The 13,512-nt window shown below is 44.3% G+C and carries 11 protein-coding genes and 1 pseudogene; 5 read left to right on the forward strand and 7 right to left on the reverse strand.

Annotated features, from left to right (window positions below; all coding sequences use genetic code 11):
• Positions 1–147 precede the first annotated feature (147 nt).
• Together A136_RS04945 and A136_RS04950 are read left to right on the forward strand one after the other, a co-directional pair.
• A complete protein-coding gene (locus A136_RS04945) occupies positions 148–375 on the forward strand; it encodes a PAS factor family protein (protein WP_004730426.1) in 228 nt (75 codons plus the stop codon).
• A gap of 263 nt (positions 376–638) precedes the next feature.
• Complete coding sequence (locus A136_RS04950) at positions 639–821, forward strand: hypothetical protein (protein ID WP_004730424.1); 183 nt, start codon at positions 639–641, stop codon at positions 819–821.
• A 171-nt stretch (positions 822–992) separates the two neighbouring features.
• Here the strand turns inward: A136_RS04950 and A136_RS04955 are convergent, their stop codons facing one another.
• The 7 genes and pseudogenes from A136_RS04955 to A136_RS04985 all read right to left on the reverse strand — a co-directional run bounded on the left by A136_RS04955 (position 993) and on the right by A136_RS04985 (position 10,554).
• Positions 993–2,285, reverse strand: coding sequence for an alpha/beta fold hydrolase (locus A136_RS04955; protein WP_017064721.1), 1,293 nt, complete (start codon positions 2,283–2,285; stop codon positions 993–995).
• A gap of 396 nt (positions 2,286–2,681) precedes the next feature.
• On the reverse strand, positions 2,682–3,419 hold the full coding sequence (locus tag A136_RS04960; protein WP_017064722.1) for a DUF3726 domain-containing protein: 738 nt from the start codon (positions 3,417–3,419) through the stop codon (positions 2,682–2,684).
• Positions 3,416–5,228: pseudogene (locus A136_RS04965) on the reverse strand (hypothetical protein). Before A136_RS04965 ends, A136_RS04960 begins: the two are co-directional and overlap by 4 nt.
• 238 nt (positions 5,229–5,466) lie before the next feature.
• Positions 5,467–7,074, reverse strand: coding sequence for a BCCT family transporter (locus A136_RS04970; protein ID WP_017064724.1), 1,608 nt, complete (start codon positions 7,072–7,074; stop codon positions 5,467–5,469).
• A gap of 230 nt (positions 7,075–7,304) precedes the next feature.
• Positions 7,305–8,300 (reverse strand): membrane dipeptidase, encoded by a 996-nt coding sequence (locus A136_RS04975; RefSeq protein ID WP_017060833.1) that lies wholly within the window; start codon positions 8,298–8,300, stop codon positions 7,305–7,307.
• Between the two features lie 206 nt (positions 8,301–8,506).
• Entirely contained in the window at positions 8,507–9,967 is a 1,461-nt protein-coding gene (locus A136_RS04980; RefSeq protein ID WP_017064725.1) for an aldehyde dehydrogenase family protein, read from the reverse strand.
• A 188-nt stretch (positions 9,968–10,155) separates the two neighbouring features.
• Positions 10,156–10,554: a RidA family protein gene (locus tag A136_RS04985; RefSeq protein ID WP_017060835.1), complete on the reverse strand. Its 399-nt coding sequence runs from the start codon at positions 10,552–10,554 to the stop codon at positions 10,156–10,158.
• Between the two features lie 157 nt (positions 10,555–10,711).
• Here A136_RS04985 and A136_RS04990 point away from each other — a divergent pair, with 157 nt between their 5' ends.
• The 3 genes from A136_RS04990 (at position 10,712) to atpB (ending at position 13,487) form a co-directional block, all read left to right on the forward strand.
• A complete protein-coding gene (locus tag A136_RS04990) occupies positions 10,712–11,596 on the forward strand; it encodes a LysR family transcriptional regulator (RefSeq protein WP_017060836.1) in 885 nt (294 codons plus the stop codon).
• A gap of 717 nt (positions 11,597–12,313) precedes the next feature.
• Positions 12,314–12,715, forward strand: coding sequence for a hypothetical protein (locus tag A136_RS04995; RefSeq protein WP_017060837.1), 402 nt, complete (start codon positions 12,314–12,316; stop codon positions 12,713–12,715).
• A 1-nt stretch (position 12,716) separates the two neighbouring features.
• Positions 12,717–13,487 carry a F0F1 ATP synthase subunit A gene (atpB, locus tag A136_RS05000; RefSeq protein WP_017060838.1) on the forward strand — a complete coding sequence of 257 codons (771 nt, stop codon included), beginning with the start codon at positions 12,717–12,719 and terminating at the stop codon, positions 13,485–13,487.
• Positions 13,488–13,512 lie beyond the last annotated feature (25 nt).

The raw sequence follows: 13,512 nt of genomic DNA on the forward strand, positions 1-13,512 counted from the left end.
TTTTCGATACTTTGCCGTACAACACAATTGTAACTAACTGATTACACAATTAAGCAGAGCTGCACATAATGCGATCAATCTCGCAGAACAAAGATGACACCAAGTGCATAATATGCAAAATTTTCTAAAGATGTACTAAGGACAGTTATGGATACAACTACACTCATCTACGATACGTTGGAAGGCCTGTCGAGCGCAAAGCCTCAGCAACACGCTCAAATCCGCCAAAATCTATATAACCAATTAGATTTATCATTTGAGAAGCAGTTGGCTTTGTATTCATCAGTTCTTGGTCCAGCAAGTGCTGGTAGATTGACCGATTTGGATAGTGCAGTGATGTCTGCACGCAAGATTGTTGGCTTAGAAAACAGCTAAGCAATCTTCAACCTATCTCAACTTTAACGCTGCCATTGTGCAGCGTTTTTTTATGGACGCTATTTACGATAAGTAAGGTTGGTTACGATAAATGCTGTTAGTTGCGATAAATACGGTTAAGAAGATAAGTGCAGTTGGGTCTGTTTTTCAAGTTACACGCATTCTCATTTGGTTAATCTTATGTTCCATTTTTAACAGGTGTGTAACCACAAAAATGGCGCTAATGTTAGTAGCACGTTAACCACACATCGGATGGAAGAATCATGAGAGTACTTATTGAATATACACAGACAGGCAAATACCGTGATCATGCGTGGGAAGCATTAACGATTCGTTCAAAAGGCGAAATTCAAGCTGTGACTCCCTCTTATGCGGCTCAGCTTATCGAACAAAACCGCGCCAGCTTATCGACCACTGAAAATCAAGATATCGTCATCCAACCTTAATGGCTTCAAGGGCTACCCCTCCTAGTTCCTTAAATCGAATAGTTCGATGACATAAAAAAACGCTGCATGGGTGCAGCGTTTTCTTGTTTCTGGCGTATCGTATTTCTAACGTAGATAGTTTCTAAAGTAGAAAGCTTCTAACGCATCTTGTTTCTAGTGCAAATAGCTTGATTACTTTGGCAGATTTTCTAACGCTTCAACCATCGTCATCAATTTATCGACAATCCTTTCGCCGTCTACTCGCAAGCCATTGTGTTCATATTCATTGGTGATCCACGCTTTCGAGTTAGGAATGTTCGCCAATGTTTCACGGCTGTAATCCAACTCAACATACATGTCATCGGCGTAAACGGCACACGCCATTGGCACTGTATTCTTGCTCAACTGCTCTGCGTTGTACAAAGTGCCCCAGTCCGACTTTTCAGCCAACATGTTCGCGGCTTCACGCAGTGGCTTCAGCGTTTCAAGTTGGTCGAACATCCATGGGTACACCATTTCACCAGTAAACCAGAACTCACTGCCCGATTGGTAGTTGAAGTGTGGGTACTGCTCACGAACACGATGTGCAGACCAGTTAGACGCTGTACCTTGACAGTAAATCGATTCATGCAAGATTGCGTAAATTGGGTTAGTTAAGTAACCCTGCTCTTGCTGCATTTGATTTAGGAAGCTGTAGCTCAGCTGTCTGTTACCGTTCACTTCAACAAACGCACTCTCCAGTGTGAAATACATTGGAAGGTTTGCTTCGCCGCCACCAAGATTAATACCTATTAGCTGGAACTGTTCAACTGTGAACACCTGACCGTTTGGCAGTCTCACATCGTTGTTGAGCAGGTAATCAGAGATCTCGCGACACATAGCTTGTGCTTGTGGGAACTGAGCAAAGAAAGCTCTGTTTTTGTCTTCTACACGCTTGTAAGTCGCACGATAAACATCGTCAGCTTCTCGTTCAATAGAAGGAATGCCGCCCGTCACATAACAACGCTGCAAGCTCTGTGGGAACAGTGACAAATAGCTCAGTGTACAGAAGCCACCAAAGCTTTGACCAATCGTCGACCATTGCTTAATACCAAACTGTTCACGAATCGCTTCAGCGTCACGAACGATGTTATCCGCTCTGAAATGCGTTAAGTATTCGACTTGTTGTTCTGGAGACAAATGCGCCAAAGTTTCATGGCTGATAACCGTGCTGTTGCCAGTACCACGTTGGTCTAGAAGCAGAACACGGTAGTTTTGTAATGCACGCTTTAGCCAACCCGATTGACCACTCACCCGTGGAGAAGGAAAACCTGGGCCGCCTTGAAAGTAGATCAACCACGGCAGCTCTTGCTCATCTTTAGCGAGATCAACCAGCTCACGTGCGAAGACTTGGATCTGTTGTCCATCTTTGGCTTGATAATCAAGTGGCAACTCGAAAGAGTGCTGACGGTACAGGGTGGTTCCATCAATAAAGTTAGCTTGCACGCTTCATTCCTTTTTATCTGATTCTAAAGTCATTGGTACGAATAAAAATGGCACCCTTTGGCACCGTAGTTAGCAAGATACGCATACTAGCTTGTAAATGAAACCGTTTGTTGAACCTGAATGTGAAGGTACTTCATTAAATCGCCAAATTAGCTTTATACGCGTAACAACTTGTGTCAAAACAGAGAGTTTAAGATGTGATCTATTGAGAAGAAGAACAAAAGTGGGACACAAATAAAAAGAGCTTAACGAGGTGAGGATACGTTAAGCTCTTTGGTTTTATCTGTTGTAAATGAGGTTTTTAGGTTGAACAAGCTCAGGCTTTATAGGTTTAGTTTCTATAAGCCAAAGATCTATAAACTGAGCTTCTGTAACTTATAGCTCTATAAAACAAAGCTAAGAAGCCTCGAGCTCACCTGCACCTTGAATTGAACGTTGGCTGTTTTCAACAAGGATAGCCGTCGCCGTTTCTTTCAACGCGCCCCACTCTCCATCGTCAACTTCAATGCCCTCGTTCCACGCCTTCTCTTGAGTTTTAAAAAGCGCTTCCGATTCAATGTGTGTTTGGTAGCCATCTGACAAACGTTCGATATCGAAATCCTGGACGGAAAGCTCGATGGTCATATTGTGGATATGATCGTCCGATGCCAGAGGCAAATCTGATAAAAACAGTTCTGGTGCAACGCAACCACGGTTAAGCACATACAAGGTGCTCTTAGGATTTGAGCCATTATCCCAACGTGCGGTACATGCGATGCCTTTCGCTGCCAGTTTTACAAGCTCACTGTACGCTAACCAACGGTTATGGCAGTTGTTTAGCTCGATTTTCAGCGTCTTTTTACCGACCATTTTTTCAATGGCGTAATCCATCACCACAGGAAGATGACACGCTAAGCTCGCCTTGTGCAGGTCCACTTCAACTGTGTTGTCGCTTGTCACTTGGATGTCTACAGGGCAATCGTCTTCTAGCCCCATAAAGTTGCTCGCATTGTTAAAATGACGAACACCATCCAAGCCAACCATTTGTAAATCTGCCACCATGTTCGCTATCACATCGGCTTCACCACATGTACGACGCATACCCAGAAAGGCTTTATTAACGGCCGCTACCAGTTCATTGTGAGAAACGATCATAACGATTTACCTCCATGTTGAGCGTTGATATGTGTAGGAACTTTATTTGAGTCAGCGATCTCCGCTTCACTTGGTAAGATTGGGAACACCCATTCGTCCTGATGAATTTCATCAAGCAACGGTGCACCTTGGAAAAACGTCACTCGTACCCAACGGTCTGAGCGAGGGTCAAACTTAGTCGCTCCAAACATCGCTAGCTTACAACGCAGCAAATGCATTGGTGGCGAGTCTTGGTGCAGCACGTTCATTTGAATGTCGCCCATCGCCTTGTTACCTAACGTCCACACACGGCGCGCAATGGCACGATGCTGCGGTTGTTTAACAAGGAATTCAGCCAATGAAAGCTCTGGCGCGAATTGCAATAAAGCATGGTACAGACGGTAAGCTTGACGGCCGATATCCAACGGCAGTTCGCGCTCTTCGCCGAGTTCCTCGCCTCGAACACCGAGCCTTGGCTCTTCTTTGTCCTGAGAGCGATACCAGAACCAGTAGTTATTTTCTGCTTTCGTAAAGTCAGTCGTGATCGCCCAACGGTACTTTTCTTCTAACACAACCAATAGGTCTTGGATCTTTTTGCCACTAGGAAGCGAGAGTGTTTCGCTACAATTCATTTGCTCTTGATGGGCGTCCACTAATTCTGGGTACAATTCCATCAAGCATGAGATAAGGATTTCTTGGGCTTCCATACTCATGTGCTTAGATTGTTCAACTAACTGCGCCCATGTATCGCAATGGTTTACAGAAGCTTCTAGTGACTGTTCTGCGTGTTTCAACTCATCAACAGCGGTTTTGTTCAACTCTTGCTGATTTTCATTGATGGTAACAACTTGTTCTAAATGACAAATCGCTTTTTTAACTAATGTACGTAGGGGCTCAATCAATGCCGTATCCGTGTGATTAGCTAACACGTCAGCTAATGCATGCTCACGGGTTGTCATCCATTGATCGACAATACTTGGGTGGTTAATCAGATATGGCGCCATACCTAAACCTGTGGCATTACCCACACCTAGGTAGCGTTGTAAGCCTCTGTGCAAGGTAATCGCTTGTTCACCGCCTTGTTGCTCCGCTAGGTAATGAACCCAATCTAGGCTGAACTCACGCAGCATATAAACAGCACACATTTGAGCACTGAACGATTGATTAAAATCTGGATTCTTTTCCAAGATTTTAAAGTCAGCAATACCAAACTTACCATTACCATAAACCGCTGTGGTTCGTAGGATGTAGCCAACTTCCGCTAGCTCTTTTGGCGTTGGTTGAACACCTTTAGCCAAGTGACTAACAATATGTTCAAACACTCGTACACTTTTGTTGGCACGCGCTAAAACAAGCACATTGTTAGGGTTACGGCCTGCTTCTTGTAGCGGTACATTCGCACGAAGTCTCTCAAGTAGGGTGACATCAACATCACCAAGAACCAGAGCAAACGTTACGTCCCACTTTTCAGCAATTACACGGTCATTTCGTTCGTCGTCTGCAATCTCATCGCAGAAAACAACCAAATGATAAACATGATTTGGCGTCTCTAGCTTATAGATAACATGACCAAAACCTCGAGCGTCTAGTTGCCACTCATGCTTAGTCACTTTCCATTGCTGTTGCGCCATTTTACGAATCAGAGTTCTTACGAAGCTGATGCGTGTTTGGTGCATAGCACCCAGTCTTTCCGGTGCCATGACGACCGTTGCGTCACGTAGTGCTGATTCAGTGTAGGTAGAACGATGTGCATCCATTTTGCTCACCACCTTAATAGTTATAGGATTTTGCTAGCCATTCAGAACCGATCGTTGCTGTCTTTTGAAGCATATATAGCGACAGTATGTTGGTTAGCTTTCACGTTTTTAATCGTTATTGATATTATCGAGGCAAGCGAGCTCACCCCTTATTATTTGTCCTGACTAGATCGATTGACCTAGATACGTGCCGCCCGATGTATCTTCACCAGTACGGTTTTTCTGTTCCTTTCGGAATCTTGCATCAGCCTTCTTTCAAAGGCTGATTCGTTCTTGTTTTACAGAGCCCTTTTGTTTAATAACCCTGCTCTCTAAAAACCTTGCTCTTTTGCCATCTTGATTGCGATTTGAGGCGCATTCCAAAGTGATGGCAACAAGATTAAGGACACCGGTACCGCGGTGATAACAATGAAGGATTGCAGCGCTGAAATACCGCCAGAGCCTAGGGAAATCAGAATTAACGCTGTTACCCCCATCATCACACCCCAGAAGGTACGAATAATTGCATTCGGTTCTGTCTCACCACTGATCACCACACTGATGGTGTAAGTCATTGAGTCACCTGTCGTTACGATGAAGATCGTCGTCAAGATCAAGAACAGAATAGAGATAAGCATTGGCATTGGTAGCTGCTGAGTTACCGCCAGTAGCGCACCTGGTAAGTTAAAACCTTCAAACGCCTTACTTACGCTGCCTGGATCTGCGATTTCGAACGCAAGGCCAGAGCCGCCAACAATTGTGAACCAGAAGCAAGTAACAAACGGTGCAATCAAGCTAATGGTTGATACCAATTGGCGAATACTACGACCGCGTGAAATACGTGCGATGAAGATTGCCATCATTGGGCCGTAACCTAAGAACCAACCCCAGAAGAATACTGTCCACCAGCTCAACCACCCCTCGTCACCACGGTATGTCGCCATTGGGATGAAGTTATCGATCATGCTGCCTACACCTTGAATGTAGCCGTTAAAGATAAAGTTTGTAGGGCCAAAGATCAGGATGTAGACCATCAATGCCATTGCCAGAATCACGTTGTAACGGCTTAGCATTTGCATTCCACGGTTAAGGCCGCTCAATGCCGATAATGTGTATAGAACGATAGCGAATAAGATGATGATCAGCTGCGTCGTGAAGCCGTCAGGGATATCAAACAGTGCATTCAGTGCATAGCTCACTTGCAAGCCTAAGAAGCCGATAGGACCAATGGTGCCCGCCGCTACTGCGACAATACAACATGCATCAATCAATGCGCCGGTGTGACCTTTCAATGCTCGCTCGCCTAAAACTGGGTAAAGCAAAATACGAGGTTTAAGCGGTAAGCCTTTGTCGTAGTGAAGGTGCATCACCACAATAGACGTTAAGCTACCGACAATGGCCCATGCTAGAAAACCCCAGTGCATGAAGGATTGCGATAAAGCATTCACCGCGCCTTGCTGTGCGTTTTCTTGTGCGCCGTACAATGGTGGTGGGCTAACGTAGTGAGCGATAGGCTCTGCTGCTGCCCAAAATACACCGCCACCTGCCAGTAGCGTACAGAAGATGATCGCCATCCAACGGAAGCCGTCCATTTCAGGTTTAGCGATGCCGCCTAGGATAACCTTGCCTGTTCGCCCTGCCGCCAGGCCAAGACCAATAAGAAAAGTCAGAAGAAGAAGCATTTGCCAGTAAGGACCGAATACTTTTACAGACCATGCAAAGCCCGTATTTACTAGGCTTGATAACAGCTCGCCATCAAATAGAGCAAGTGCCACGAACAGAGCGATAAAACCGCCGCTGTACCAAAGTGCTGGGTTGGATAGGCCTAATTTGTCTGACGTAGACTCAGACTCGTTTGTGTTGCTTTTTGCATTAATTGTTGTGTGTGCTTGACCCGCATTTAAGCTTGAAGATTTCACGCTATTGGTTAAATCAGACATACTCTGACTCCAGAGGTTTCTTTGCAGCTGTCATTTGAATGATGACTACAAGGGTGTATTTAACACCTGCCCTATTGTTTTTTGTGTTGGGCAGGCTAATCCATGTTTGGGTTACCGCGTTGCGAAATAGACCGTTGTTCCTTTTGAATAGTGAAATTGGTTTAAGCAGCACTGGCTTATTGAACGTTTGTTAGAAGGCTGCTAATTCGATGATGGCTCGCGAGAAACCGTTAACCCTTGGTTTGAGGCTCTAGGCCATCTTTCAAGAAGTTAAACCAGTTTTCTCCCAAGACTTGCCCAGCTTCAGACTCGCTGAAACCATGACGCATCAATCCGTTATATATGTTTTCCATACCCGCACTACCACAGAACCAAGGCAACGCATCTGGCCAACCTGAGTTGTTCGCAGAGCCTTCGCCGTAGTCCATTGCTTTAGACCAACGACCATTTCTCATCCATTCAAGAACGGCTTGAGGTTGGTTTAAGCATAGGTCACTGCCAATACCGAGGTGCTCTACGCCGACCATGTCAGCCGTAGTCGCAACCATCTGGCAGAAATCTTCCAAGGTACATTGGCTGCCGTTTGGTAGGTGGAATGGGTACAAGCTGAATCCGATTAAGCCGCCGCGTGCGGTTAGAGCTTTAATTACATCGTTTGATTTATTTCGTAGTGCATCATGAGCAAACGTCGGGTTCGCATGGCTGATACAAATAGGACGAGAAGACAAGTCGATAGCTTCAAGTGTTGAGCGCTCTGCACTGTGAGACATATCTATGATCATGCCCACTCGGTTCATCTCTTCGATGGCTTGTTTACCAAAGCGAGTAATACCTGTGTCGTTCTTCTCGTAGCAACCCGTCGCCAATAAGCTCTGGTTGTTGTACGTCAGTTGCATGATCAAAAGACCTTGCTTACGCATCACTTCGATAAGACCGATCTCATCGTCGATTGGAGAACAGTTTTGAGCACCAAGGAAAATGCCGACTTTGCCAGTCGCTTTTGCAGTCTCGACATCAGCCATTGAGTGAATCGGCATGATAAGGTCTGCGTTCTGCTCGAATCTTAAATTCCATTCTGCAAAGCGAGATAAGGTTTCACGAGCCGTCTCGTGGTAAACCGCGGTAGCGTGAACTGCTGTAATGCCGCTCGCCTTTAGTGTTTGGAAATATTCTCTGTTCCAATTGCAGTATTGCAATCCATCTATAACAATCCGTTGCTGGTACATAACCACTCCTATTGAAAGCTCAGTGTTCTAGCTCGGTTTTGAAAACACGCTCAAATAACATGTTTTCAAAAATGGGTTAAATCACTTGTCTAAGTTCGTTTGCTGCTTTGGTTTGAATGTTGGCCTGACTCTGTGAATCAGGCCAATTCGATAGCTGGATAGCTAGGAAGTTAATTCAGCTATCCAATTCTTATTTAGAAAGTGGATTAGTAAGGACGTTGGTAAGCCGTCTTAACCACTGTGTAGAACTCTTTCGCGTATTGACCTTGCTCACGAGGACCGAAGCTAGACTCTTTACGACCACCAAACGGTACGTGGTAATCCGTGCCTGCTGTTGGTAGGTTGACCATCACACAACCGGTCTGCGCTTGTTGCTTGAACATTGCGCTAGTACGTAAGCTCTGAGTAATGATGCCGCCTGTTAGACCGAAGCGAGTGTCGTTGGTTGTCGCAATCGCTTCTTCTAGGTCAGCGACACGAATCACACTTGCCATTGGTGCGAACACTTCTTCTTGGTTCACTTCCCAATCGTTCTTAGTGTTCAAGAACAGCGTTGGAGACATGTAGAAACCTTCGTGCTTCATACTCAAGCGTTCGCCACCAAATGCCAGCTCACCGCCGCTTTGACGTGCTTTCTCAACCCAACCTAGGTTTGCTTCAAGTTGGTTGCCATCAACGACAGGGCCCATGAACACACCCTCTTCCAGTGCGTGACCCACTTTCAGCTCGCTCATACGTTTAATCAGTGCTTCAACGTATTGGTCGTGAATGCTATCCATAACCACAAGGCGAGAAGACGCGGTACACTTTTGGCCTGCGCCAGAGAAAGAACCTGCAATCGTTGCATCAACCGCAGTTTGGATATCAGCATCGTCAGCAATAACAAGTGCGTTCTTACTGCCCATTTCTAGTTGGCATCGAACGAAGTTTGGCGCTGTAGCCGCTGCCACTTTACGACCCGTATCAACAGAACCGGTAAAGCTCACACCGTTCACTTCTTTAGAGTTGATCAGTGCATCACCTACTGTTGAACCGCTACCCAGTACAAGGTTAAACGTACCTGCAGGGATACCTTGGCGGTGGATGATCTCTGTAAGCGCGACCGCACTTGCTGGTGTTAGGTTTGCTGGTTTCCAAATAACGCTGTTACCGAAAGCCAATGCTGGAGCAATTTTCCAAGCTGCTGTTGCTGTCGGGAAGTTCCAAGGAGAGATAATGCCGATAACGCCCACCGCTTCGCGAGTCACTTCAACAGAAACACCCGGGCGTACAGAATCTGCGTTGTCACCAATTTGGCGAAGCACTTCAGCCGCAAAGTATTGGAAGAACTGACCTGCACGGTAAACCTCACCGCGACCTTCAGCAAAAGGCTTACCTTCTTCACGAGATAGCAAAGTGCCCAGCTCATCACAACGGGCAATCAGCTCATCACCAATCGCTTGAAGCACCGCTTGCTTGCGTTCAATCGGCGTTTTTTCCCACTCTGGTTGAGCGTGTTTCGCCGCTGAAATCGCTTGTTGAACTTGTTCAGCACTTGCTTGTGCAAAGTTGCCAATATTTTCAGAAATATCTGATGGGTTAATGTTCGCTACGGTGCTTACACCCGCTTGCCATTCGCCGCCAATGTAAAGTGCGTTTTCTGCTTGAACATTCTGTAAGTGAGTCATCATTCTGTCCTTGTAACGTTAGGTTGCGGTTGAGTCTGGCAACCATCTGATTAATGAATAAAACGTTAATTTATATAAGTAACTACGTTTAAATCTTGTATCTAAAACTGAACCAAGTCGCTTGTATCAATAGACCGCTTTAATTCAAAACAGCTTTAATCCGCAAATTGCCTCAGTTCACAGTATCTTTATTCAGGTTGAGACGCCGATGCATAAACCACGAACTCAACCAACATCTCTTCTCTAGCTAGCCCTGCAACAACGACTGCTGCACGATTTGGATAAGGTGCGTTGAAGTATTCTCCGTATACGCTGTTTACCGTTTTCAGGTATTCACGGTCAGTCACGTAAATCAGAACCTGCAGCACAGAATCCATCGATTCGCCTGCACACTCCAAGGTATGAACAAGGTTGTTAAAAGTCTGACGCGTTTGCGCTTCAATACCGCCTTCTACTACTGCGCCCGTTTCATCGATTGGAATCTGCGCAGTGTATAGAGTGCCGTTATTAACGATTGCCCACTCTAGTGGTGCTTTTGAAGCAAAAAGAGAGGTTTTTACTGGGTGTTTTTTAGTTTGTGCGTTCACGATTTCATCCAACTTTGTAACAACTATGTTTCAAGATGGTTAAATACTGCACCTTGACGCCTGATAAATCTAACGGTAAATTTTGTGCATTTGATAAATAAAATCTATCACCTTGCGAAAAGTAAGGTATAGCAAGGGCTAGAGAAGGATCGGAGTCATGAGTATTAAGCTACAACAGTTAAAACATTTCGTTTTGGTGGTCGAAGAAGGTGGATTTAGAGCGGCATCTCACCGTGCAAATCGATCGCAAGCGGCACTTTCGACTTCGATAAAAGAGTTGGAAAAAATACTCGGCCAACCTCTGTTTGAAACAGGCAACAAATCGACACTGACGCCTTTTGGAGAAATATGTTTGCCCAAGATCATTCAATTTCTGAACGTTTACAAAGCATTAGACAATGACTTACGCGCAGCGGCAGCAGGACAACAAGGAAGAGTTCGAATAGCGAGCGTGCCTTCGGTGGCCGCAAAACTCATCCCTAGTGTTTTAGGGGCATTTTGTGAGCAGTACCCGAATGTAGAAGTGAGTTTGATTGATGATAATGCGGCAGGGGTAGAAGCAAGATTACTCTCTGGCGAGGTGGATGTTGCCCTCGGTAATAGCTCCCATTTAGAAGAAGAGAGCATCGACTTCACGCCTTTGCTTTCTGATCCTATCGGTGTGGTGTGCCTCAAAGATAACCCTATCGCCTCTCAACGGGAAGGAATCGAATGGCAAACCTTGTTAAAGCAGCCCTTCATTCGTAACGGGACTTGCACCCTACTGGACCCAACACCTGCGCGCATGCTCAGCGAACAAGCCCTGTACTCTGTCGAGAACATTACCTCGCTTTTTTCGGTGTTAGAGCTCGGGATAGGCGTGACCACGCTACCTAAGCTGGCTTTCCCAACCAATGAAACCCGCTTGGTGTGGATTCCGCTAATTGACCCACCCTTGCAACGACAAATCGGCATTTTCAGACTGTCTGATCGTACGATCTCGCCACAAGCACAGGCTTTCCATGACTTATGTATTCAATACCTCAGTTATGAAGAGTCATAAGAGAGCCTAGATTAAGTAAATTAGGCAGCGCTCTGCTGCCATTTACTTCCTCAAAACTCGGTGTTTCTTCTCCGCACCATGCTTCTCGCACACCCAGTCCCCCATTTCACTCCTATATCATCAACATTTAGGCGCTGAATTTTCACTCTCGCGCACGCAAATAGTGACAAGCTGACGACAATATAAAAAATATTCGCTTATTGATAAGGAGCGACGTACGTTTAATTTACCAGAAAAACCAGATCTTCCATCATTGCCTCAAACAAGCTTAACCCCTACCAAAATCACACTTCACAACTCAGCTTGTAAATGAACCTAAGTGTTTGAATAGTCGTAATTGATAAGATCATAAGTTGAAAATTTAGCTCGCTACTCCCTTCTAAAAAGACCCTCTTTTTCACAAGGATAAAGCATCTTAAATATTCATGAATAAAGTGATAGAACTATTACTTTCATAAATGAAAAACATTCATTTCAAAAATGGAATTATTGATATCAATATTTGTCGTTTTGATCACATAATTTTAGGCGTAGTTTATATTTTGTCGAAACGAGAGCGAACTAGTTTATATCGTTCTATTTCGTCAGGAGATATAAAACCAGCAAGATTATCTCTTTGTTAACAAGCAAAGTTTTATTAACAAGTAAATGCGAGTAGCAAGACATATTCAAACTGTGTTTTATATGAGCTTACACTGTTAAATATAAGGTTTTATTATGAGGCTTAATGGGATAAGTGGTGACATTCTTGTTGCTGCTAAAAGAGTTGTTCTCTGCCAAGTAGTATTAGCCGTCGGTGTAGTTTTATATGAAGTGTTTTTTGGTAATAAAGTAGATATGGAATCGTCGGCTTTGGGTATCGGAATTGCGATGCTACCTCCGCTGTTTGGTTTTATATATGCAAGCCTAAAGGTGCGCAAGAATCCTAATTATAGTTTACGTGACTTAATGCAAATGAGTCGTGTCGTGAAAATAACTTATACGTTCTTAATGTTTATCTTGGCGTTCCAGTTTTTCAAATTGGATAACCCAGTAATATTGTACGCATATATTCTCACTATGGTTGGGTACTTCTTAACACCATTTATTACTGCCTCTACAAGATCGGAGTACGTGTAGTATGGATCAAGTAACTACCGCTCACGAATACATAGAGCATCACTTAACCTTCTTAACTACAGGTGATGGTTTCTGGGCGTTCAACATCGACTCGATGTTGGTATCTTGGATTACGGGTTTACTGTTTATTGGAGCTTTTCGATACGTAGTGACTAAGGGCACCAGCGGTGTTCCAGGTCGATTTCAATGTTTTATCGAACTGATATTTGATTTTGTAAACAACCTAGTAAAAGAGATTTTTCAAGCGGAGGATAAATTAATAGGGCCACTGGCATTAACCACTTTTGTTTGGGTGTTGTTAATGAACGCGGTCGATTTATTACCAATAGATTTCATACCAGCATTAAGTCGTGCAATGGGTCTAGAACACTTTAGAGATCTACCAACGGCGGACGTAAATATTCCAATGTCGATGGCACTCGGTGTATTTATCTTACTGTTGACTTATACATTTAAAAATAAAGGATTGAAAGGCTTTATCAAAGAGCTTACTACGCAGCCATTTGATAACCCTCTTTTATACCCTGTTAACTTAGTTCTTGAATTAATAACATTAATTTCAAAACCTATATCACTAGGCTTACGATTATTTGGAAACATGTATGCAGGTGAGATGATATTTATTCTGATCGCATTAATGCCATGGTGGATGCAATGGGCACTGAGTGTTCCTTGGGCACTATTCCACATATTAATCGTATTCTTGCAAGCATTTATATTTATGGTACTGACCGTTGTTTATTTAGGTATGGCAACAGAAGAACACCACTAATTAATAACTAAAAAATCTAACTAAC

Origin of the sequence: Vibrio crassostreae 9ZC13, from assembly GCF_000272045.2 — a bacterium.
Lineage (GTDB): Bacteria > Pseudomonadota > Gammaproteobacteria > Enterobacterales > Vibrionaceae > Vibrio > Vibrio crassostreae_C.